Here is a 23068-nt window from a genome sequence, read left to right as displayed (position 1 = left end):
TGTTCGCCCTGCTGCTGATCGATCCTGTCAGTTACGGCCCGGCGCCTTCTGCTGGGGAGCCGGCACGGAACCACCGTGAAGTTCCACGGCCGGAGCAGCTGCCTGAGCTGCGGGGGCGGGCGCTGCTGCCGGCGGAGCCTGCGGTTCCGCCGGGGCCGCTGGAGGCGCGGCGCCCTCGGCCGGCTTGCGGCTGGCGAGTGGTTCGCCGGTGCTTGCCGGCGGCACAACAGTCATCACGCCTGCAACTGCCGGAGCCGGGATGACGGCACCTGCGGCGGCATCACCCTTCACGGCAGGAGTTGCCTTCCCGGAAACGGCAAGTGTGGAAAGATCGATCTGGCCTTTGACAGTGGAAGCAACCATGCCCAAGTCGGACGCCTTCGCAGCCAGGTTCTGCGGAGCCTGGAAGTTCTGGACCTGCTGGGCCAGATCCTGGTTCTGCTTGGTGAGGGTGCTCTGCTTGCTCCGAAGTTCCACGAGCTGATACTGCGCGGTGGAAACCGAGATATTCAGCACCAGGACCGCCACCAGGGCGACGGCGAGCAGGGCAAAGCACATCACCACAAAGGGCGCGCGGCGCTTCCTGGGTGCGGAGCGCACCACGGACAGGGGCGTGCGGACCTTCCGGCCATCGCCGGGGGCTCCTGCCGGATTGGTGCCAAGGGCCCGAGCAGAGCTGCCTGAGACGAGCGGCAAGTTCTTGACGGCGGCGGTGCTCATGCTGCTCTCCTGGCTCTGATTCGTTCCACTGCGCGCAGCCTGGCGGAAGCTGCCCGCGGATTTTCGGCGATCTCGACGGCGGTGGGCACCTCGGTGCCTTTAGTCAGGGTTTTCAGTTCGGCCTTGTGTTCTTCAAGTTCCACGGGGAATCCGAGGGGCGCAGAGGATTTGGAGCGGGCCTGGAACACACTCTTGACGATCTTGTCCTCAAGCGAGTGGTAGGACATCACCACTATGCGTCCGCCCAGGGCTATGGCATCCACCGCGGCGGGTACAGCTCGCTCCAACACGTCCAGTTCCTCGTTGACTTCGATCCGCAGGGCCTGGAATGTCCGCTTGGCTGGATGTCCGCCAGTCTTGGCAGCTCCGGCCGGAACCACCGAGCGGATCTGTTCGACAAGCTCCCCTGTGGTGGTGAACGGCTTGACGGCCCTGGCTGCCACGATCCTGTTGGCGATCCGGCCGGCGAACTTTTCTTCGCCCCATTTCCGGATGATCCTCACAAGTTCGTCTTCGCTGTAGTTGTTCACCACGTCAGCAGCAGTCTGGCCTCGGCTGGTATCCATCCGCATGTCCAGCGGGGCATCAAAGGAGTAGGCGAAGCCGCGCTCCCGCTCGTCCAGCTGCAGCGATGACACCCCCAGGTCCATCAGGATGCCGTGGACCTCAGTGACGCCGAGGTCCTCGAGGACATCGGCGATTTCGTCATAGACAGCGTGCACCAGGTCGGTGCGGGCCGCGAACGGAGCGAGCCGTTCACCGGAGAGGGCCAGGGCTTCTTCGTCGCGGTCGATGCCGATCAGGTGCAGATCGGGAAAGCGCTGCAGCATGGCCTCCGAGTGGCCTCCCATGCCGAGCGTGGCGTCGATCGCCACGGGGGTTTCGCCCCGCAGCCGCGCGGCTTCAAAACCAGGGGCCAGCAAATTGATGCACCGGTCCCTGAGGACCGGCACATGGCGTTCGGACGTCGGCTTGGGATGGTCGTTCATGCCTCGTCCTTTCTTGCCGTGATTGCTCGATTGTTGCTTCTTGGGCCAGATCCCCATCCGCGCCTATCGTGTGCCCGCCTGGCTCCGGGGAAGTGAGCCAGGTTGGCCGTCCGATGGGCGGCTGGAGATCTGATTCAAGAAGCGGTCCGCCGTACCGTCCCGTTGATCAGAGGATCCCCGGAATGGCGTCGTCAGTTTCAGAGAAGGCGGTCTCCTTCTCTGCCAGGTACTCGTTCCAGGCTTGGGCGTCCCAGATCTCGGCTCGGGTTCCTGCGCCGATAACGGCCAGTTCCCTGCCGAGGCCTGCATACTCCCGGAGCGCCGGCGGAATTGTCACGCGCCCCTGCTTGTCAGGTACCTCGTCGGAGGCTCCAGAGAGAAAGACACGGATGTAGTCGCGCGCCTGCTTGGAGGAAATAGGTGCCTCCCGCATTTGCTCGTGGACCCGCGCAAATTCCTGCTCACTGAAGACGTAGATGCAACGCTCTTGGCCCCTTGTGAGCACCAGCCCGCCGGCAAGTTCCTCACGAAACTTGGCGGGGAGGATAATCCGGCCCTTTTCATCCAAACGCGGTGAGTGGGTGCCCAAAAACACTGGCCCACCGCCCGTCTGCCGTCAGGAACTGCACATCCCCTGTGTTGCAACTACCCTCTTATGTCCTCCACATTACTCCACTTTCCCCCACAGTCAACGCAGAATCCCCCATTTGTCCCCCATTTGGAGGAATACGGACGCAAAAATCCGCGGAAGCCTGGGGTGGTGTGCAGTGGAGGCAATCGGCGGGCGTCCGGGCGGGCCGACGGCGGTCCTCGTCCCCCGTCACAGCCTCCGGTGACGGGGCAGGAGGCTGCTAAGGCCCGCAGCCCGTCCGTTCCGGGCAAAGGACCTCTTCCGTGGCATTAAAAGCAGAAGACCCGCCGTGGCGGGTCTTCTGCTGCGGTCCGTGGACCGGCTGGAGTGAAACGGGGAGGAAAGTGGAGGGCTGTGGCCCAAACCGGCCAGCTTCAGGGCTCTCCGTCAGGATTCTCCGCGGCGCCTTTCATCCCAGCGCTCTTCCAGGCTGCTCATGAACGAACTTCTTGACTTGCCGGGCTTCCCTGGGCTGCCGGAGCGTTGCTTGCCGCCTCCGGAGCTGCGCATCGTGGCGAAGTAGACCCCGCCGCCCATAACGATGAACCCCAGCACGCCAACAAATATGTTCTGGATCGTGACGCCGACCAGCAGAAGGAAGATGCCCGCCAACGCGCCAAGGACTCCAATCACCACGTGCCGGGTGGACCACGAACGGCCCGGATCCGAACCCATGGAATTAGCGAACTTTGGATCGTCCTCGTGCAGTTGCTTCTCCAACTGCTCAAGCAGCTTCTGTTCGTGCTCCGAGAGGGGCATCACGACCTCCTTAAGTAGGCCAACGTCCGGCTGGTCCCAGCCAGTACTTCTGCTCCGATAACGACCGGCATGCCGTGGAGGTTCCCGCCCCGCCGACGGTGGCGGAATGGGAGCCACGGCATGTGGCCGCGGGAGTGGCAGCATGTCCAGGAGGTCCGGCAGTATCTGAAAACTATGTACATCTAAGGATAGTTTGTCAGGGGCCGATCTGAAAGACGGCAATGACTTTCCGAACCCTGCCTTTGGCCCCGTGCCGCCGGTTTACCCGGACCCGTTTCCGGAATCCAGCAGCCGGGCAGGAAGGACGGATTTATTCCCAAATTTTCGGCTCACCCTGTCCAGTGCCTGCTCGGCCGCGCGCCAGTTATCGTCCCTTCGATCGAGGCTCAGCTGGAGGGACGTCTGCCCGGCATCTTCGAGTTGCTCCGCGCGGATCCCCACCAGGCGCACTGTCATTGTCCGGGTTCCGATCGACTCCAAAAGCTGCACGGCCACCGCGTAGATCAGCTGTGCGCTGTCCACTGGAGTATGGACCGTACGGCTCCGGGTGATGGTGGAAAAGTCGGCGTAGCGCAATTTCAAAGCGACCGTCCTGGCCACCATCCCGGAACTGCGCAAGCGCTCCGCTGTCCGGTGGGAGAGACGCAGCAGTTCGCGGTGAAGAATGGCGTCATCCCCGGTATCCACGGCGAAGGTCTCTTCTGCGCCGATACTCTTTTCAAGCCGGACTGGTGTAACGGGACGTGGATCGATTCCCCACGAGAGCCGGTAGACGTGTTCACCGGTGGCGCCCAGGACCTTCTTAAGGGAAGCCACAGGCGTAGCAGCAACATCCGCAACCGTCCTGATGCCCATTCTGGCGAGCACGTCCGCTGTTTTGGCCCCGACTCCCCACAATGCACCGACCGGCAGGCTGTGAAGATATGGGACGGTCTCTTCCGGAGTGATCAGCAGCAGCCCGTCCGGCTTGCAGCGTGTTGAGGCAATCTTGGCTACGAACTTGCTCGCAGCGATACCCACAGAGGCAGTGATGCCCAGCTCATTCGAAACCCGACGGCGGACCAGCTGCCCGATCTCCCGGGGCGCACCCAGCCGGCGGATGGCACCGCCAACATCAAGGAACGCCTCGTCGACGCTGAGGGGCTCCACCAGTTCGGTGATGGATTCAAAAATAGCCATGATCTGCGCGGAGACCTCGTAGTACAACCTGTGCCGCGGTTCGATGATGACCGCCTTGGGGCACATCCTGGCAGCTATCACCATGGGCATGGCAGATTTTACGCCGAAGGCCCTGGCTTCGTACGATGCCGAGAGGACAACCGACCGGTCTGCCGGATAGCCCACAATGACGGGCCGGCCCCGGAGCTCCGGGCGGGTACGCAGCTCGACGGACACAAAGAATGCATCCATGTCCACATGCAGAATGGAGCTGCGTCGAAGCTCCCGAAGGCTCACTTCGGTTTCCTCGTTGTTCCGCTCCGGGCCCACCCTGCAATCCTAGCCGCTGGTACTGACTAAACTGGAGGCTGAATCCGGCATCAACACCAGGAGGAATGTCTCTGTGACGGTCATTGGAAATCTTAAGCCGGCAGCGTTGGCCGCCTTGGTGGCGGGCGCTGCGCTGGCGCTCTCCGCCTGCAGTCCTGCGGGCCCGGAAGTGACCACGGCATCCTCAGGCACCACGTCGCAGACAACCAGCCAGCCCACGGCCACCGCTTCCGCGAGCCCCTCGGCGTCGCCGGGGACCTCAGCCACAGTGGGGGCCCTCGTCGAAGGTTTTCCCGGCAAGCTCCTGCCCCTGATGCCCGGGGCAACGGTGGTTTCCAGCAGCTTTGACAAGTCGGCAACGCCGGCCACCGTGGCGCTGGTCGCAACGGTTACCTCCCCCACTCCCGCCGTCGTCGATTTCTACACCAAGCAGCTGGAGGCGCAGGGCTTCAAGGCAGTGCCAGGTGAGGCCGTGGGCTCCGTCGCGTCCAAGGATTTCGTCAGGGGCGATAACGAGACGGTCAATCTTGCAGTAGTGGAGGCCGCCGGGGTTTCCACCTTTACCATCGGCGCAAATGTGGCAGCCGAGTCGGCCCAGTGACGGTCGCCGAGCAGCTGCGGCTGGAACAAACCGCGTTCGTGGCTGCCGTTGCCGGCGAGCTGACCGATTTCCTCTCCACCCGGCAGGCAGTCATGGCCGGCATTTCTCCCGATATCGACCCCATCATGGGCTCGATCTCAAACCTGGTGACGGGAGGCAAAAGGCTCCGTGCCCTGATGTGTTACTGGGGCTGGCGGGGCGCGGGCGGGGACCCCGAGGCCCACAACATCGTGACGGCCGGATCAGCACTTGAGCTGTTCCAGGCCGCGGCACTGATCCACGACGACATCATCGACCGTTCCGACACCAGGCGGGGCGGTCCCAGCGTCCACCGGCGCTTCACCCAGCTGCATCATGCCCAGGGGTGGGCCCTGGACAGCGAAAGGTTCGGGCACGCGGCCGCCATCCTGACGGGCGATCTCTGTCTGTCATTCAGCGAAGAGGCCTTCACCGACATCGGTGAACAGGCGGCGTCGGGGAGCCGCGCCCGGCTGATCTTCAACCTCATGCGCGCCGAGGTCATGGCAGGCCAATACCTGGACATCCTCGAAGAAGTGGCGGGGCCGGTCAGGGACAGGGCCGGGGCAGTCAACCGGGCCCAGTCAATCATCAGGTTCAAGTCGGCCAAATACTCAACGGAACACCCCCTGGCCCTGGGCGGAGCGCTGGCCGGAGCCTCTGACGACCTGCTCAGGGGGTATTCAGCCTTTGCGCTGCCGCTGGGCGAGGCATTCCAGCTGCGCGACGACATCCTGGGAGTATTCGGCGATCCGGTCACCACAGGCAAGCCCGCCGGTGATGATCTCCGGGAAGGTAAAAGGACAGTGCTGGTGGCATTGGCCCTGGACCAGGCCTCTCCCCACGAGTCGGCTTTTATTGACGCAAAACTCGGCAGCCCGGATCTTGGTGATGGGGACGTGGCCGAAATTCGCCGCATTATCGAAGAATCCGGAGCCCTGCAGGCAACGGAGGTGCTCATCGGGGAATTCGGGGCGGCTGCCTTTCATGCCCTGGACATGCTGCCCCTGGAAGAATTGCCCAAGACAGCTCTTCGCAGGCTTGCCGAAGCAACAGTCAGCCGCGCTTCCTGATTCTCAGGAAAGAGGACTTACCAGGCCAGCGTTTGAGCCCGGCGCCGAATTTCCGTCTTCCGGCCTTCGCGCAGCGCATCGATGGGACGCCCCCGCAGTGACTCGTCTGCAGTGAACAGCCAGACGATCAGGTCCTCGTCCGAATAGCCCGCGTCGGCCAGGACCACGATGGTCCCTTTAAGGCTTTCGACTACATGTCCGTCCTGGATGAACTCCGCCGGCACTGACCGTATCCGGCGTTCTCCAACCCGCAGGGCGGCCAGGGCCCGTTCATCGATCAGGCTGTGAACTTTCGTAATGGAAACGTCCAACAACTTTGCTACATCGGGCAGGGGCAACCATTCGCCCACAAGGCTTTCTACATTACTCACGGATCAAGGTTGCCATGACGGGCGCCTTTGAACCTAGTCCGGTGAATTACGGATGGAGCGTGGGCCGAAACGCCGACGGGATGGGGAGCAGCGACACTCCAAAAAAGGGCCTTGCCGGATTTCCTGGATTTCTTGTGCTAATTGGAATTTCGTGAGAGATTCACATAGATCACATTTGTAACATCAATAACTTAAGCAACACTAGTACCACCGATCGCCAGGCATCACGCATCCCCGCAGTTGAGAAGAGGATTCTTTCCATGACGACGTCCCGCTCGCCCAAGCAGCCCACCAGGCCCAGCCTGCCCATGATTGCCGCCACCACGGCAGCGTTGCCTGCGGTCGTTCTGTCGTCTCTTGCCCTCGCCCAACCTGCTACTGCGGAACCGCGCCCCCGCGCCATACCTTCCACGCTGTCCGCCGCCATGAAGGCACAGGCTGCCGCGGCCACGGCCTCTGTCATTCCGGCAGCGTCCGTTTCCACTACGGTGCCGGCAGCCTTCCGTCCGGCCCAGTCCTCTGCCCCTGCTGAATACACCATCGCCCGCGGGGATACGATCAGCGCAATCGCAGGAAAGTACGGACTCGACACCTACGAGATCCTTAAGCTCAACAACCTCCAGCCGAACACCATCATTTACCCTGGCCAAAAGATCAAACTCTCCGGCTCCGCACCTTCCGCGCCTGCCGCCGCGCCTGCTCCAGCCGCCCCTGCCGCTCCTGCAAATGGCGGGAGCAGCTATTCGGTCAAGCCCGGCGACACTCTGGGCGCCATAGCGTTCCGGCATGGCGTGGGCCTGTCCGATGTGCTCAGCTGGAATGGCCTGAACATGCGCTCCATCATCTACCCGGGCCAGAAGATCAAGGTTTCGGCCGGCGGCGCAGCGCCGGCGCCCGCAAGCGCCCCACAGCCGGCTGCGGCTCCGGCGGCCCCCGCTCCTGTTTCCGCCCCTGTTTCCGCCCCTGTTTCCGCCCCGGCAGGCAGCTACACGGTCAAGGCCGGCGACACCTTGTCCGCCATCGCGGCAAGGCACGGTGTCAAGCTGTCTGACGTCCTGTCAGCCAACCAGCTCAGCATGACCAGTGTGATCTACCCCGGCAACAAACTGGTGATCCCGGGCGCCGGAACAGGATCCGTGCAACCGGCGTCGAGCCAGCCTGCCGCCAGTGTGACCCCCCTGGTGCCGAGCACCTTCCTTGGATTCAGCTACCCCGCCGCAGTGGTCAGCTCCGCAAACGAGAACAAGGCGCTGTTGAACGCGTCCCCCGTGCCGTCCCGGGAACAGATGCGGACCATCGTTGCCGACACTGCCCGTCAAATGGGAGTGGAACCGTCCCTTGCCCTTGCTTTCGCCCACCAGGAGTCGGGTTTTGACCAGCGCGCGGTGTCACCGGCAAATGCCATCGGGACAATGCAGGTCATTCCCGCCTCCGGGCAGTGGGCCTCGGACCTCGTCGGACGCAAACTCAACCTGCTGGATCCCTATGACAACGCGACCGCCGGCGTGGCAATCATCAGCCGCCTGATCGCCACAAGCAAGGACATGGACACCGCGATCGCCGGCTACTACCAGGGCCAGTACTCCGTGAGCAAGTACGGAATGTACGACGACACGAAGGCCTACGTGGCGGCCATCAAGGCCCACCAGAAGAACTTCGGCTGAGCCTTCAGCACCCACGCCGGGGCATCGCCGGGAACCGTCCAAGGCGTAACGATACGGGTCCGGATCCCATGGCGGTTCGGACCCGTTTCCTTGCGGGATTAGGATCGTAGGGTGCAGGAATACGTGTCTGACCGACTTGTTGGAACGCTGGTGGATAACCGCTACGCCGTCCAGTCCAAGCTGGCGCGCGGGGGTATGTCCACCGTTTACCTGGCCACGGACCAGCGGCTGGAACGGGACGTGGCGCTCAAAGTACTGCACCCGCACCTGGCCGAAGACGACACCTTCCTTGGCAGGCTGGGACGTGAGGCGAAGTCTGCGGCGAGGCTCTCGCATGCCCACGTTGTGAGCGTCCTCGACCAGGGAAACGACGGTCAGACTGCCTACCTCGTCATGGAATACATCAAGGGCCACACGCTCCGGGACGTCATCAATGCCAAGGGTGCACTCCCGCCCCGGCTTGCCCTCGCGCTCATCGATCCCGTGGTGGAGGGGCTTGGAGCCGCGCATGCCGCCGGGATGATCCATCGGGACGTCAAGCCTGAAAACGTCCTGATCGCCGACGACGGGCGGATCAAGATTGGCGATTTCGGCCTGGCGCGCGCGGTCACTACCTCCACGAGCACCGGCGCCCTGATCGGCACCGTCGCCTACCTCTCCCCCGAACTGGTGCTCGGGAAGCAGGCTGACGCCCGCAGCGACATCTATTCCGTGGGGATCATGCTCTACGAGATGCTCACGGGCCAGCAGCCGTTCGACGGCGACGTACCCATCCAGGTTGCCTACCAGCACGTAAACGGCACGGTGGGACCGCCCTCCGCCCTGGTGCCTGGCCTGGCAGCCGAAGTGGATGAACTGGTGCAGTGGTGCACAGCCAATGATCCGGAGAACCGCCCTGTGGACGGCAATGCGCTGCTCCAGGAGCTCCGCCATATCCGGACCAACCTCACAGACTCCGAGCTTGACCTCCAGCCGCCGGCGGCCATCGGCCCCGGCCAGCAACACCCTACCGAAATCATCACCCGCAACAGCAACCCCACGGCGGTGATGTCGCCGTTTGGCCGGCCCCAGCCACAGTACGCCGCGGACTCCCCAGCCACCTCGGTCTATTCCACAATGCCTCCGCCACAGAGGCCTCCTGCGGACTACGGACCATTAACTCCCCAGACGCCGGTCCCGCTGAGTAAGCGCGCCCAGCGCAAAGCCGACAGGGAGGATGAGAAAGCCAGGTCCCGGGCGGCCGCCACGCCGCTGAAGACCCTGCGGGAAGGCAATCCGCGACGCCGGGGTGTCCTCTGGGCAGTCATCCTCATCATTGCCGCCCTTCTGGCTACCGGGGCCGGCTGGTTCTTCGGCATGGGCCCCGGCTCCCCGGGAACCGTTCCGCAGGTGGCCAACAAAACGGTGGCCCAGGCCCAGCAACTGCTCAGCGAGGCGGGCTTCCAGTCACGGACCAGCGACGTCTTCCATGACGACGTCCCGTCCGGGCTGGTGGTGGGTTCCGAGCCAGTGGCAGGAACCGAAATCCGGAAGTTCCAGCCTGTCGCGTTGTTCGTGTCCAAGGGACCCCAGCTGTTTGATTTGCCGAACCTCACGGCGAAGACACTGGATCAGGCCAAGGAAGAACTCAACCAGGCTGAAATGGCGCTGGGCACCGTCGTCGAGCAGTTTGATGAGGCGGTGGCCGCGGGTGTGGTCCTGGCACAGGACCCTGCCCCCGGAACACCAAGCCGGCATGGCACGCCGGTGAGCCTGACTGTATCCAAAGGTCCCCAGCCCATCCCGGTGCCGGCAGTCGTCGGCGAGGCCGCCGAGGACGCCGTGGCCGCGATCGAAGCGGCAGGACTCAAGGCCGTCATCGCACCGCAAGAGGTTAACGACAGGAACGTGCCCAAGGGCGCGGTGGCCAGCCAATCACCCGCGTCCGGAACACTTACCAGGGGCGGCACCGTAACGTTGACCGTGTCCAAGGGCCCCAAGCTCGTCAAAGTACCCAGCTACATCGGAAAGCAGGCCGACGACGCCCGGGAAGCACTGGAAGAGCTGGGGTTTGAAGTCCGGGTCAACGAGATCCTGGGCGGCTTCTTCGGAACGGTCCGCAGCCAGGATCCGGTCAATACCGAAGTACCTGAAGGCTCCGTCATCACGCTGACGGTGGTGTAGCCGGCTCCGTGCCGGCCACACCACCCACTGGTCAGGGTGGCGCTTAGACAGTGCCGTCTATCAGTTCTTGGCGAGCGCGCCGGCCACCAGGAAGGCCATTTCGAGCGACTGCATGTGGTTCAGGCGCGGGTCGCAGACCGACTCATACCTGTCCAGGAATGCCTCCTGGTCCACAGGATCGGCACCGCCGAGGCACTCGGCGACGTCGTCGCCGGTCATCTCGACGTGGAGGCCGCCCGGAACTGTTCCCAGCCCATGGTGAACTTCGAAGAACCCGCGCACCTCGTCAATGACGTCGTCGAAATTGCGGGTTTTGTAGCCATTGGGCGACGTAACGGTGTTGCCGTGCATCGGGTCGGTAACCCAGAGGACCTGGGCCCCGGAGGCGGTGACCTTCTCCACAACGGCAGGGAGTTTCTCGCGAATGTTTCCGGCTCCCATGCGGGTGATGAAGGTCAGGCGGCCCGGTTCCCGCTCGGGGTCCAGCTTGTCGATGAGGCGGAGGGCGTCATCCCCGGTGGTGGACGGGCCGAGCTTTACGCCAATGGGATTCCGCACCCTTGAGAGGAAATCGACGTGCGCGTGGTCAAGCTCGCGGGTGCGCTCCCCGATCCACAGGAAGTGCGCCGACGTGTCATAGGGGAAGCCCGTTCGCGAGTCAATGCGGGTCAGCGCGCGCTCGTAGTCCAGCAGCAATGCCTCGTGGCTGGCGAAGAACTCCACCCGCTTCAGGGCTTCGAAGTCCGCACCGCAGGACGCCATGAACTGGATTGCGCGGTCGATGTCCCGGGCAAGGGACTCGTAGCGGGCATGGGCGGGATTTTCGGTGAAGCCCTTGTTCCAGTGGTGCACCAGGCGGAGGTCGGCGAAGCCGCCCTGCGTGAACGCCCTGATCAGGTTCAGCGTGGAAGCCGAGGTGTGGTACGCCTTGAGCATCCTGGAGGCATCGTGCCCGCGTGATTCGGGCGTGAAGTCGTAGCCGTTGACGATGTCGCCGCGATATGCGGGGAGGGTCACGCCGTCGCGGGTTTCGTCATTGGAAGAACGCGGCTTGGCGAACTGGCCGGCCATCCGGCCCATTTTGATGACCGGCATGGCTGCACCATAGGTGAGCACCACAGCCATCTGGAGGATGGTCCTGACGCGGGCGCTGATCCTGTCCGCGGTGGCGGCTTCAAACGTCTCCGCGCAGTCACCGCCCTGCAGCAGGAATGCCTTGCCCTGCGCTGCGGCAGCAAGCCGCTCGCGCAGGATGTCCACCTCGCCAGCGAAAACAAGCGGCGGAAGGACGGAGAGTTCCTTCACTGAGGCGTCGAAGACGTCACTGTCCTGCCAGCTGGGCTGCTGCGATACGGGAAGATCGCGCCAATCATCCAGGCCGGGATAGTTGGCTGCTCCGCTCTGGGCGGTGCTGGAAAGCGAGAAGGCAGGTTTTGCGGATAGCTCAGTCACCCTCTAAGCCTAATGGCCCCGGGCGCCATGATGGCACCGGACCGTCACGCGACCTGAGAGCGTCGTCACAGTTATCCGGTTGCCGACGCCTCGCCATCGCCTTCCGGCTCCATGGTGCGTTGCTGTATGTCTTCCTGCTTGTCTCCCTGCCGGGGTTCCTGTTTGTCTCCCTGCCGGGGGTCCTGCACGGTGCTGTCTGCCCCAGGCGCCGTCTCCGTTTACTTTCCATCGAGCCGGAGCTTCACCACTGCCGCGTACTCGTCCACGTACTCCTGGCCGGAGAGGCGCATGAGCTCGAACATAATTTCGTCAGTCACTTTGCGCTGGACCAACCGGTCTTCGGCCTGGTCCTGATATCTGCTGAAGTCGAGCGGTTCACCGAAAATCATTCCGATCCGCCGGATATTGGGCATCCTTTTGCCGATGGGCTGTACTTTGTCCGTCCCGATCATTGCAACGGGAATCACAGGCACCCCTGCCTGAAGGGCCAGCCGTGCCACTCCCACCTTGCCCCGGTAGAGCTTTCCGTCGGGGCTGCGCGTGCCTTCCGGATAGATCCCCAACAGGCCGCCGGTGGTCAGCACGTCCATGCCGGCGTTCAGTGAGACAGCCGAAGCCGCGCCGCCGGACCTGTCCATGGGGAGTTGGTTGGTCAGCCTGAAGAAGAGTGCGGTGAGCCTGCCTTTAAGTCCTGTGCCGGTGAAGTACTCAGACTTGGCGAGGAAGACAACCGGCCTGGACACCATCAGTGGCATAAAGATCGAATCCGAGAAGGACAGATGGTTGGAGGCGATGATCGCCGCGCCCTCCGACGGAACGTTGTCCAAACCCTTGACCCAGGGACGGAAAAGCAGCCGCAAAACCGGACCCAGGAAGATCCTTTTCATGACCCAATAGAACACGTGATGAACCTCTCCTGAGGGCGGCGGGCCGGCCCTTCGTCGGGCCTGTCCGGGCACTCCAATGCAACCCTACTCTAGTGAGATTTGTCCCGAACAGTGACACGATGGTCTCATGACAGAAAGCAGCATCCCCTCCCGGCCTGCTGCTTTCAGCTACCCCGGCCACGGTGCCAACGCAAGGACCGGAATTGCCATTAGCCACGGCTTTACCGGCAGTCCGCTCAGCGTCCTGCCCTGGGCTGAGCACCTTGCCGCCCAGGGGTTTGCCGTATCGGTGCCGCTGCTGCCTGGACATGGCACGCATTGGAAAGAACTCGCACGCACGAGCTGGCGTGACTGGCACGGGACCTTCGAGGCCGCATACCTGGACCTCGCGGCGCGCACCGACCAATGCTTTGTGGCCGGACTGTCCATGGGCGGGGCTATCGCTTTGCTGACGGCATCCAGGCATCCCGTGGCCGGCGTGTCGGTGGTCAACCCGGGCCTCAGCTTTTATGACCGGCGGGTGAGGGTGGTGGGAGTCCTCAAATATTTCCAGCACACAACCCTGCCCATCCAGGAGGACGAGCCCACCGCGGAAGCCACCGAGGACGGTGACTATTCAAGGACTCCACTCGCCTCGGTGCACGAGCTCAAGAAGCTGTTCGGCGCAGCTGCCCGGGGCCTCCCCCAGGTGGCGGCCCCGGTACAGGTCTTCAAATCCAGGGCCGACGCCGTGGTGCCCCCCACGTCCCTGGCCGTGCTGAAACGGCGTTTGGGCCCGCGCCTCGTCGAGGTGGTGGATCTCCACAACAGCGGCCACGTGGCTACCCTTGACGTTGACGCTCCTGAGATTTTTGCCCGATCCACCACGTTCTTCCTTCAGCATGCTGCTCCCAGCAAGCCGTCCCACAACATCACGTCGGAGACATCATGACCACGCTTCCGGACCACAGCCCGTTCAGCAGCACCTTCCAAGACGGCGATGGCCCCCGCATCGGAGTGGTCCTCTCGCACGGCTTCACCGGCAGCCCGCACGGACTCCGGTCCTGGGCCCAGTCCCTCGCCGATGCCGGTTTTGCAGTCCGGATGCCCTTACTTCCTGGCCACGGCACCAGCTGGCAGGAACTCGCCCGCACCCGGTGGACCCAATGGCACACCGAGCTGGACAACGCCTACCTGGAACTTGACGGTTCCTGTGATTACGTTTTCGCCGCCGGGCTGAGCATGGGAGGCGCGCTGGCCCTCAGGATCGCCGCCACCAGGCCCGTGGCCGGTGTCATCCTGGTGAATCCAGGCCTGGTCATCGACGATCCCCGCGCCCCGTTGGCCGGAATCCTCAAGCTGGTACTCAAAAGCACACCGGCCATTGCCAATGACATTCTCAAACCGGGAATGGACGAAGGCGCCTACCCACGGACCCCCGTTGCGGCCGCCCACGAATTGAACAAAATGTTCAAAGACACCATCCGGCTTCTCCCCCGGGTGACGGCACCGGTGCGGGTCTTCCGCTCCACTGTGGACCACGTGGTGTCGGACACGAGCATAGTGGCACTGCGCCGCGGCCTGACCCATGCGCCCCTCCACCTGACGAGCCTGAGCAACAGCTACCACGTGGCCACGCTGGACAACGATGCAGAGGAAATTTTCCGGGGCTCATCCGAATTCATCCGCTCCGTGGTTTCGGCGTCAGCACCGCCGTCAACCGGACAGACCCCCACGGAGCGTCCATCAGTCCTGGCGGACACGGAGGGAACAACCAATGCCTAGGCCAGACTCGGGCTCACCGGACCAAAGCGCAAACCAGGATGATGCCGTCTGGCTGGACCTGGTGGCGCGCCTGGAAGGATCCACTCCAGACACCACCAGCGGCCAGGAGCCCGGACCTTCAGACACAGCAGACCTTTCCGGAACCAGTCCTGCCACAGGCACAGGTCCACAGGGGTCCGCGGATGCCTCCGACAACCCCGCTGCCGCCGGCAGGCACGTCGGCTTCCGGGACTTTGACCCCCTTGGCCTGGCCGCACCTACGGAACTGTCAGCGGCGGAGCGCCAGGCCGCCGCTTCACCAGCCCCGCCAAAGCATGCTGCCCCAGAAGATGGCGACGCCCCAGGCGGCCCCCGGGACTACGGCCTGGAGGACGACGACGACGGTTTCGTTCCGGACGAGCCGCCCAGCCTGGCAGGGACGGACCCGCTGACCATGCTTGCCTGGCTTGGCGCAGTCGGCGGCCCCGTGGCCCTCCTGCTGTCGGCAATGTTCTGGCGCTCCGCTCCCCTGTTGGCCATCCTGGGAATCCTCGCCGTATTTATCCTTGCCGTGGTGTACCTCATCATGAAGCTCCCCCAGGAAAAGGATGAGAACGACGACGGCGCCCGCGTCTGAGTGACGCACCCTGCGCTAACTGAAACGTCATAGGCATCCGAGGATGTCGAAGCTGAAACTGGGCGCTCAGCTGCGCATTCGGCTGCTGACACGGGAAAGATCTGCGGCCCCGATCAGGCCGGCGCTGGGGCCCAGCGCAGCGAGCTCGATGCCTGCGGCCGGGCGGAAGCCACGCCCTGTCAGGTTCCGGGCGAACGCCTTCCGGGCAGGCTCCACCAGCAGGTCACCGGCGGAGCACAGCCCGCCGCCAATCACGAACATGCCGGGGTCCAGTGCAGCGGCAAGGTTGGCGAGTCCCAGGCCCAGCCATTCGCCCACCTCAACCAGGAGTTCCCGGGACGCCGGATCTCCTGCGAGGGCAAGTTCGGTCACGATGGCTCCGGTGATGGCGTCGGTTTGCCCGTCAACAGCCGCCAGGAGTTCCTGGGCAACCGGAGAGTTGGCCTGTGCCAGGATCCGCGCTTCGCGTCCCAGCGCGTTTCCGGAGGCGTACTGCTCCCAGCAGCCCCGGTTCCCGCACTCGCAGCGGTGGCCGCCCGGCATGATGATCTGATGACCGAATTCACCGGCCACGCCATAGCGTCCGCGCTCAACGCGGCCATCCATCACCATGGCGCCGCCAATGCCCGTCCCCAGGGTGATGCAGACAAGCCTGTCCTGGCCCTGCCCTGCACCGAAGCGCCATTCCGCCCATGCCGCCGCATCGGCGTCGTTCGTGAGGAGCACAGGCCGCCGCAGCAGCCGTTGCAGGTTGGCCCGCAACGGTTCATTGCGCCAGGCGAGGTGCGGGCTGAAAAGAACGGTGCCGCCGTCCAGATCCATCCATCCGGCTGCGCCGATGCCCACTGACCAGACGCGGTGACCGGCACCCAATTCCTGTACCAGCTCCACAATGACCCGCTCCACGGCACGCGGATCGTTGCCGGGGGTGGAACGCCGCGCTTCATTGAGAATCCGGCCGTCTGCATCCACCACGCCGGCGGCCACCTTCGTTCCGCCGATGTCTATGCCGATGGCCAGTCCTTTCCGGCCGAGCCGGAGGTGTTCGCGGAAGCCCTCCCCATGCCGGGACCGGGCCCGCAGGGTTGGCGGCCGCCGCCTCCACGGTGCAGGGCGTCTGAGCGGACCGGCCTGTTCGCCGGGGGGCGGTGCGTACATAATTTCCCATTCTAGGCGCGGCCCGCGGCGCCCTCCGGCAGGCACTCCCGGCGGCAGCGCATTGGCTCGTTGACTGCTAAGTTACTCATCAGTAGATTTGTAACTGCACGGCCGCGCACAGGGGTACTAGTCTTTAGACATACCCTGTGCGGGTCTATGGATATCAAAGGAGCTATAGTGCGCGAATTCAGTGTTCCGCCGCTGGTTGTTGTCCCACCTGAAACCAACATCACCGATCTGGTGCTGCGCCAGGCAGCGAAGCCCAGCAATCCGGCCCTGTTCTCGCGGCTGGATTCCTCAGGCACGTGGCAGAACGTGTCCGCCACCGACTTCCTGGCAGACGTCACGGCCCTGGCCAAAGGCCTGATTGCCAGCGGCGTGGGCGCCGGGGACCGGGTGGGAATCATGTCCCGCACCCGCTACGAATGGGCCCTGGTGGACTTCGCCATTTGGTTCGCCGGCGGCATCTCCGTCCCCATCTACGAAACCTCATCGCCGTCACAGGTGGCATGGAACCTGGGTGACTCCGGTGCCGTTGCCGCCTTTGGCGAAGCAGCCCATCATGAGGACGTCATCCGCCAGGCCGCCACTGCCGAAGGCCTGACCGCGCTGCAGCACGTCTGGCAGTTGGAGGGTGCAGGACTGGACGCGCTTCGCGAGGCCGGCCGTGCCGTCAGCGACGACGAGCTGGAGTCCCGCCGGACATCGGCAAAGCTCACGGACCGCGCCACGATCATCTACACCTCCGGAACCACGGGCCGTCCCAAGGGCTGCGAACTGACCCACGGCAACTTCGTCGAACTGTCGGACAACGCACTGGCCATCATTGGCGAGATCGTCCACGAGAACGCCAAGACCATCATGTTCCTGCCCCTGGCACACGTCTTCGCGCGGTTCATCTCCGTCCTGGCCATGGCCGCCGGAACAACGGTGGCGCACACTCCTGACATCAAGAACCTGCTCTCGGACCTGCAGAGCTACGAGCCCACCTTCATCCTGGCCGTGCCTCGTGTGTTCGAGAAGGTCTACAACTCAGCCCTCACCAAGGCCGAGGACGGCGGCAAGGGTGCCATCTTCCATAAGGCAGCCGATACCGCCATCGCTTTCTCCAAGGCACGCCAGGAGGGACGCGTGGGGCTGGGACTGAAACTGCGGCACGCCCTGTTCGACCGGCTGGTGTACGGCAAGCTCCGGGCCGCCATGGGTGGCCATGTTGCGCACGCTGTATCCGGTGGCGGCCCCCTGGGCGAACGGCTGGGCCACTTCTTCCAGGGCATCGGGCTGCAGGTGCTGGAAGGCTACGGGCTGACCGAAACCACGGCTCCCATCTCCGTCAATACGCCGTCCCTGATCAAGATCGGTTCAGTCGGCAAGCCGCTTCCCGGCAATGCCGTCAAAATTGCCGACGACGGCGAGATCCTCGCCAAGGGAGCCTGCGTCATGCGCGGCTACTACAAGCGGGAGGACCTGACGGCGGAGACGTTCTCCGACGACGGCTGGTTCCGCACGGGTGACATCGGCCGGCTGGACGAGGACGGCTTCCTCTGGATCACTGGGCGGAAGAAGGAGATCATCGTTACTGCCGGCGGAAAGAACGTGATCCCCGCCCTGCTCGAGGACCAGATCCGGGCCGATGCCCTCGTGTCACAGGTCCTGGTGGTCGGCGACAACCGGCCGTTCATCGGCGCCCTGGTCACGCTGGACCAGGAGGCCCTGCCGGGCTGGCTCCAGCGCCATGGCCTCCCGTCCAACACCTCCCTGGCCGACGCCGCCGCCAACCCGGTAGTCAAGGCAGCGGTCCAGGATCTGATCACCGCCGCCAATGGGTCTGTTTCCCAGGCGGAAGCCATCAAGTCGTTCCGGATCGTGCCGGCTGACTTCACCGAAACTTCCGGACACCTGACCCCCTCCATGAAGGTGAAGCGGGCACAGGTGATGAAGGACTTCGAAACTGTCATCGAAGAGATGTACGCGGCTCCCAGGTCCTGATGACCACAAGGGCCGCCTGAGGTTATGCCGGCAGGCCCCGCGCGACGAACAACAAAAAGGTCCTCCCACCGGGAGGACCTTTTTGTTGTTCTATGAATTGAAGCTTATTGCTCCACGACCAGGAGCAGGTCCCCGCCTTGGACCTGTTCCACCGAGGAGATGGCAAGCCGCGATACTTTGCCGCCCACCGGCGTCGTAATGGACGCTTCCATCTTCATCGCTTCGATGGTGGCTACGGTATCGCCGGCCTTCACGGTGTCACCCACGGCGACGGTGACCGAGACGGCACCGGCGAACGGCGCAGCGACGTGCCCCGGCTGGGCAGGATCAGCCTTCTCAGCGGACTTGACGTTGCTGACCACCGAACGGTCCCGCACCACCACAGGCCGGGATTGGCCGTTCAGCGTACACATCACGGTACGCATTCCCTTTTCGTCCGGCTCCGAGACAGCCTCGAGGGAAGCGATCAGCCGGACGCCCTTCTCCAGCTGGATCTCGTGTTCTTCTCCCCGCTGAAGACCGTAAAGGTAGTCGCGGGTGTCAAGCACAGAAATGTTCCCGTAGGTTTCGACGCTCTTGAGGTAGTCCTTGGTGGGACCGTCGAAGAGCAGCCTGTTCAGCGTGTGCTGGCGGGTCTTGGAATCGCCCTGCAGTGCGGCGCTGTCCTCTGGGCTGAGCTCAACGTCGCGGACCTTGATGCTGCGGCCCTGGAGGGCCTTGGTCCGGAACGGTTCCGGCCAGCCTCCGGGCGGGTCGCCGAGTTCACCGGAGAGGAAGCCGATGACGGAGTCGGGGATGTCGTAGTTCTGCGGGTTTTCGTTGAAGTCCGCGGGGTCCGCGTTGAGTCCCACGAGGTGGAGCGCGAGATCGCCCACCACCTTTGAAGACGGCGTGACCTTCACCAGCCGGCCCAGGATGCGGTCTGCCGCGGTGTACATGTCCTCGATGGCTTCGAAGCGCTCTCCCAGGCCCAGTGCCATGGCCTGCTGACGGAGGTTGGAGAGCTGGCCGCCCGGGATTTCGTGCAGGTATACCCGGCCAGTGGGGCCCGGCAGGCCGGACTCGAACGGCGCGTAGACCCGCCGCACGGCCTCCCAGTAGGGCTCCAGGGAGCTCACGGCGGCCAGGCTAAGCCCGGTGTCACGCGGTGTGTGCGCCAACGCCGCCACGAGGGCCGACGCCGAGGGCTGGCTGGTGGTTCCGGCCAGCGATGCAGACGCTACGTCTACCGCGTCCACGCCTGCGTCCACAGCAGCCAAGAGGGTGGCCAGCTGGCCGCCTGCGGTGTCGTGGGTGTGCAGGTGGACCGGAAGGTCGAAGCGCTCACGGAGCGCGGCAACCAGCTTGGCGGCGGCTGCGGGACGGAGCAGGCCCGCCATGTCCTTGATGGCAAGGATGTGCGCGCCGGCATCCACAATCTTCTGTGCCAGCTCGAGGTAGTAGTCGAGCGTGTACAGCTTCTCGTCGGGGTTCAGAAGGTCGCCCGTGTAGCAGAGGGCCACCTCGGCCACGGCGGTGCCGGTGGCCCGGACTGCACGGATGGCAGGCGCCATCTGGTTGACGTCGTTGAGCGCATCGAAGATCCGGAAAATGTCGATGCCAGTGGCGGCTGCTTCGTTGACGAAGGCCTCCGTGACTTCCTCGGGGTACGGCGTGTACCCCACGGTGTTCCGGCCGCGGAGCAGCATCTGGATGCACACGTTCGGCAGCGCCTTCCGGAGCGCGGCAAGGCGGTCCCACGGGTCCTCGCCGAGGAAGCGCAGGGCGACGTCGTAGGTGGCGCCGCCCCAGGCCTCAACGGAGAGCAGTTCCGGGAGCAGGGCCGTGACGGCCGGGCCGGCAGCCACCAGGTCGCGGGTCCGGACCCGGGTGGCGAGCAGGGACTGGTGGGCGTCGCGGAAGGTGGTGTCCGTGACAGCCACGGCTGTCTGCTCGCGAAGGGCCTTGGCGAAGCCCTCCGGGCCCAGTTCCAGGAGCCGCTGGCGGGATCCCGGCTTCGGTTGCGTGCCCGCAACCGAAGGCAGCTTGGCTGCGGGGTTGGAATGGACGGTGAGCTCGCCGTTGGGCTTGTTCACCGTGACCTCGGCCAGCCAGGTCAGCAGCTTGGTGCCGCGGTCAGCGGAAACCCGGGCTTTCAGGAGCTGGGGACGCTCGTCGATGAAGTTGGTCGCCACGTTGCCGGCAATGAAGTCGGGGTCGTCCAGGACGGCCTGCAGGAACGAAATGTTCGTGGAGACGCCACGGATTCGGAACTCGGCAAGGGCACGGCGGGCGCGGGCCACGGCGGCAGGGTAATCGCGGCCACGGCAGCTGAGCTTCACCAGCATGGAGTCGAAGTGCGGGCTGATTTCGGCACCTGAGTACACGGTGCCGCCGTCGAGCCTTACACCGGCGCCGCCAGCGGAACGGTAGCCGGTGATCTTCCCGACGTCGGGCCGGAACCCGTTGGCAGGGTCCTCGGTGGTGATGCGGCACTGCAGGGCTGCGCCCTTGAGCTGGACCGACTCCTGGGAGAGCCCCAGGTCCGCAAGCGTTTCGCCGGAGGCGATCCGCAGCTGCGCCTGCACCAGGTCCACGTCCGTGACTTCTTCGGTAACAGTGTGTTCCACCTGGATGCGCGGGTTCATTTCGATGAACACGTGCTGGCCGGCCCGTTCGCCGACTGTGTCGACCAGGAACTCGACCGTACCGGCGTTGACGTAGTTCAGTGCCTTCGCGAACTTGACCGCGTCCCGGTACAGCGCCTGGCGGATCCCCTCATCAAGGTTGGGCGCGGGGGCGATCTCAATAACCTTCTGGTGGCGGCGCTGGATGGAACAGTCACGCTCAAAGAGGTGCATGACGTTGCCTTCGGCATCGGCGAGGATCTGGACCTCGATGTGCCGCGGCCGCAGGACGGCCTGCTCCAGGAACATGGTGGGATCACCGAACGCCGCATCCGCTTCGCGCATGGCAGACTGCAGGGCTTCCGGAAGGGCATCGCGGGTGTCCACCCGGCGCATGCCGCGCCCGCCGCCGCCGGCGACTGCCTTGGCAAAGATGGGGAACCCGATTTCGTCAGCCGCAGCGATGAGCTCGTCGAGGTCCTTAGACGGCTGGCTGGACTTCAGGACCGGGACGCCGGCCTTTCGGGCAGCTTCCAAGGCGGCAACCTTGTTGCCCGCCAGCTCCAGGACCTCAGCCGGCGGACCAACGAACGTGATGCCCGCTTCCTTCGCAGCACGGGCCAGGTCCGGGTTCTCCGAGAGGAAGCCGTAGCCGGGGTAGATGGCGTCGGCGCCGGATTCCTTGGCCACACGGACCACCTCGGCCACGTCGAGGTAAGCCCTGACCGGATGGCCTTCCTCACCAATCAGGTAAGCCTCATCGGCCTTCTGGCGGTGGATCGAGTTGCGGTCCTCGTTCGGAAAAACAGCAACGGTCTTGGCGCCCAGCTCGTAGCTGGCCCGGAATGCCCTGATCGCGATTTCGCCGCGGTTGGCCACCAGAATCTTGGAAAACATACTTCTCCTGCATCATTGCGGGTGTATCGGTAAGTGGTCACAGTGTCTAAGACCCGCGCTTAGAAATACAAATCAATGTGGCGACTGTCACAAATCCGTCCGTCATCACCCGTACTACAAGCTGTGCAAACGGCAAAGGCCTAACACATCGTCAGCGGTGCCATGCCGACGCCCGATAAGGCGGGATTCGCCAGTGCATCAACATATGATGAGTAGGGCGGCAGGAGCCGCCCGGCTTCGGCACTGCCGGAGCAAACACTACCCCCAACATGGCAGCCGTCGTTAGGTTTTGGTCTCTCAAGTGCAAGTAGTCAGCATCAGCAGCCTCAAGGGCGGGGTCGGCAAGACTTCCGTCACCACAGGATTGGCGTCTGCGGCGCTGGCCGCAGGCATCCCCACACTGGTGGTGGACCTGGATCCCCACGCGGACGCGACCACAGCCATGGGCGTGCAGCCAGGTGATCAGCTGGACATCGGCCGGATGCTGAAGAGCCCGCGCCGGGCGAAGCTCGCCGAGAACGTGGCCGGCAGCAGCTGGACCGCCCACGCCCATTCGAATGGCTCCGGGCCCGCGGTCCTGGACGTCGCCGTCGGCTCGGCCTATACCGGAATCTATGACCGCCCCGACCTTGGCCGGCGCGATCTGCGCCGGTTGTCGGCTGTCCTGGCCGGCGCCGATAAATACGAGCTGGTCCTGATTGATTGCCCGCCCTCCCTCAACGGACTGACACGGATGGCCTGGTCCGCCAGCGACAAGGTTGCCCTCGTAGCAGAGCCAGGGCTCTTCTCCGTCGCAGGAACCGAACGGACGATGCGCGCCATCCAGCTTTTCCGGCAGGAATTCGCGCCCAACCTTTCCCCGGCCGGCATTGTGGCCAACCGTGTCCGCAGCGGCTCGTCCGAGCATACGTACCGTTTGGCCGAAATGGAGTCGATGTTTGGTGAACTCCTCTTGAGCCCCAGGATCCCGGAACAGGCGAACTGGCAGCAGATCCAGGGCGCCGCCCACCCCGTCCACCATTGGCCCGGGGATTCCGCCAAATCAGCCGCGGCGCTGTTCGACACCCTCCTGGCCAACCTTCTCGCCGTCGGCAACGGTTTGCGGAGCCGCAGCCAGCGGTAGCGGCCGGACGGGCAACGCACCTACAGGCAGAAAAGTGGAGGCCACCTTCCCCAGCAGGGAAGGTGGCCTCCACTTTAACAGTTCAAAATGCTGTCCGGC

The 23068-nt window shown here is 64.3% G+C and carries 18 protein-coding genes and 1 pseudogene; 9 read left to right on the top strand and 10 right to left on the bottom strand.

The window, feature by feature from the left end:
* Nucleotides 1-27: 27 nt before the first annotated feature.
* The 5 genes from F8G81_RS08675 to dinB all read right to left on the bottom strand — a co-directional run bounded on the left by F8G81_RS08675 (nucleotide 28) and on the right by dinB (nucleotide 4509).
* Nucleotides 28-720, bottom strand: coding sequence for a hypothetical protein (locus tag F8G81_RS08675; protein ID WP_267278581.1), 693 nt, complete (start codon nucleotides 718-720; stop codon nucleotides 28-30).
* A complete protein-coding gene (gene rsmH, locus F8G81_RS08670) occupies nucleotides 717-1709 on the bottom strand; it encodes a 16S rRNA (cytosine(1402)-N(4))-methyltransferase RsmH (protein WP_267278580.1) in 993 nt (330 codons plus the stop codon). The genes F8G81_RS08675 and rsmH overlap by 4 nt, the downstream gene beginning before the upstream one ends.
* A 166-nt stretch (nucleotides 1710-1875) precedes the next feature.
* A complete protein-coding gene (gene mraZ / locus F8G81_RS08665; protein WP_267278579.1) occupies nucleotides 1876-2304 on the bottom strand; it encodes a division/cell wall cluster transcriptional repressor MraZ in 429 nt (142 codons plus the stop codon).
* A 423-nt stretch (nucleotides 2305-2727) separates the two neighbouring features.
* Nucleotides 2728-3099, bottom strand: coding sequence for a DUF3040 domain-containing protein (locus F8G81_RS08660; RefSeq protein WP_267278578.1), 372 nt, complete (start codon nucleotides 3097-3099; stop codon nucleotides 2728-2730).
* 261 nt (nucleotides 3100-3360) lie between these two features.
* The gene (gene dinB, locus F8G81_RS08655) at nucleotides 3361-4509 is read right to left on the bottom strand and encodes a DNA polymerase IV (RefSeq protein WP_267279170.1); all 1149 of its coding nucleotides are present in this window, start codon (nucleotides 4507-4509) and stop codon (nucleotides 3361-3363) included.
* Between the two features lie 151 nt (nucleotides 4510-4660).
* On the opposite strand from dinB, the gene F8G81_RS08650 reads away from it, so the two are divergent.
* Together F8G81_RS08650 and F8G81_RS08645 are read left to right on the top strand one after the other, a co-directional pair.
* Nucleotides 4661-5188, top strand: coding sequence for a hypothetical protein (locus tag F8G81_RS08650; RefSeq protein WP_267278577.1), 528 nt, complete (start codon nucleotides 4661-4663; stop codon nucleotides 5186-5188).
* Nucleotides 5185-6279, top strand: coding sequence for a polyprenyl synthetase family protein (locus F8G81_RS08645; RefSeq protein WP_267278576.1), 1095 nt, complete (start codon nucleotides 5185-5187; stop codon nucleotides 6277-6279). Before F8G81_RS08650 ends, F8G81_RS08645 begins: the two co-directional genes overlap by 4 nt.
* A gap of 17 nt (nucleotides 6280-6296) precedes the next feature.
* On the opposite strand, the gene F8G81_RS08640 is transcribed toward F8G81_RS08645, so the two are convergent.
* Entirely contained in the window at nucleotides 6297-6650 is a 354-nt protein-coding gene (locus F8G81_RS08640; protein WP_267278575.1) for an Rv2175c family DNA-binding protein, read from the bottom strand.
* 260 nt (nucleotides 6651-6910) lie between these two features.
* Between F8G81_RS08640 and F8G81_RS08635 the strand changes: the two genes are divergently transcribed.
* Nucleotides 6911-8314, top strand: coding sequence for a LysM peptidoglycan-binding domain-containing protein (locus F8G81_RS08635; protein WP_267278574.1), 1404 nt, complete (start codon nucleotides 6911-6913; stop codon nucleotides 8312-8314).
* A gap of 111 nt (nucleotides 8315-8425) precedes the next feature.
* Nucleotides 8426-10477, top strand: a complete 2052-nt coding sequence (gene pknB / locus F8G81_RS08630) for a Stk1 family PASTA domain-containing Ser/Thr kinase (protein WP_267278573.1) — start codon at nucleotides 8426-8428, stop codon at nucleotides 10475-10477.
* A gap of 60 nt (nucleotides 10478-10537) precedes the next feature.
* Here the strand turns inward: pknB and F8G81_RS08625 are convergent, their stop codons facing one another.
* Nucleotides 10538-11929 carry a class II 3-deoxy-7-phosphoheptulonate synthase gene (locus tag F8G81_RS08625; protein WP_267278572.1) on the bottom strand — a complete coding sequence of 464 codons (1392 nt, stop codon included), beginning with the start codon at nucleotides 11927-11929 and terminating at the stop codon, nucleotides 10538-10540.
* 221 nt (nucleotides 11930-12150) lie between these two features.
* Nucleotides 12151-12831: pseudogene (locus F8G81_RS08620) on the bottom strand (lysophospholipid acyltransferase family protein); the annotation flags it as partial.
* A 112-nt stretch (nucleotides 12832-12943) separates the two neighbouring features.
* Here F8G81_RS08620 and F8G81_RS08615 point away from each other — a divergent pair.
* The 3 genes from F8G81_RS08615 to F8G81_RS08605 are packed head-to-tail and all read left to right on the top strand — an operon-like array spanning nucleotide 12944 to nucleotide 15196.
* On the top strand, nucleotides 12944-13747 hold the full coding sequence (locus F8G81_RS08615; RefSeq protein WP_267278571.1) for an alpha/beta hydrolase: 804 nt from the start codon (nucleotides 12944-12946) through the stop codon (nucleotides 13745-13747).
* On the top strand, nucleotides 13744-14580 hold the full coding sequence (locus F8G81_RS08610) for an alpha/beta hydrolase (RefSeq protein WP_267278570.1): 837 nt from the start codon (nucleotides 13744-13746) through the stop codon (nucleotides 14578-14580). The genes F8G81_RS08615 and F8G81_RS08610 overlap by 4 nt, the downstream gene beginning before the upstream one ends.
* On the top strand, nucleotides 14573-15196 hold the full coding sequence (locus tag F8G81_RS08605) for a hypothetical protein (RefSeq protein ID WP_267278569.1): 624 nt from the start codon (nucleotides 14573-14575) through the stop codon (nucleotides 15194-15196). The genes F8G81_RS08610 and F8G81_RS08605 overlap by 8 nt, the downstream gene beginning before the upstream one ends.
* 66 nt (nucleotides 15197-15262) lie before the next feature.
* Here F8G81_RS08605 and F8G81_RS08600 read toward each other — a convergent pair whose 3' ends face one another.
* On the bottom strand, nucleotides 15263-16354 hold the full coding sequence (locus F8G81_RS08600; protein ID WP_267278568.1) for an ROK family glucokinase: 1092 nt from the start codon (nucleotides 16352-16354) through the stop codon (nucleotides 15263-15265).
* Nucleotides 16355-16531: 177 nt separating this feature from the next.
* Between F8G81_RS08600 and F8G81_RS08595 the strand changes: the two genes are divergently transcribed.
* On the top strand, nucleotides 16532-18343 hold the full coding sequence (locus tag F8G81_RS08595; RefSeq protein WP_267278567.1) for an AMP-dependent synthetase/ligase: 1812 nt from the start codon (nucleotides 16532-16534) through the stop codon (nucleotides 18341-18343).
* A gap of 104 nt (nucleotides 18344-18447) precedes the next feature.
* Here the strand turns inward: F8G81_RS08595 and F8G81_RS08590 are convergent, their stop codons facing one another.
* A complete protein-coding gene (locus tag F8G81_RS08590; protein ID WP_267278566.1) occupies nucleotides 18448-21846 on the bottom strand; it encodes a pyruvate carboxylase in 3399 nt (1132 codons plus the stop codon).
* A 301-nt stretch (nucleotides 21847-22147) separates the two neighbouring features.
* On the opposite strand from F8G81_RS08590, the gene F8G81_RS08585 reads away from it, so the two are divergent.
* Nucleotides 22148-22969 carry a ParA family protein gene (locus F8G81_RS08585; protein WP_267278565.1) on the top strand — a complete coding sequence of 274 codons (822 nt, stop codon included), beginning with the start codon at nucleotides 22148-22150 and terminating at the stop codon, nucleotides 22967-22969.
* Nucleotides 22970-23068: the final 99 nt, after the last annotated feature.

It is taken from the genome of Arthrobacter sp. CDRTa11, assembly GCF_026427775.1.
Classification (GTDB): domain Bacteria; phylum Actinomycetota; class Actinomycetes; order Actinomycetales; family Micrococcaceae; genus Arthrobacter.
This window is presented reverse-complemented; position numbering and strand designations above follow the sequence as displayed.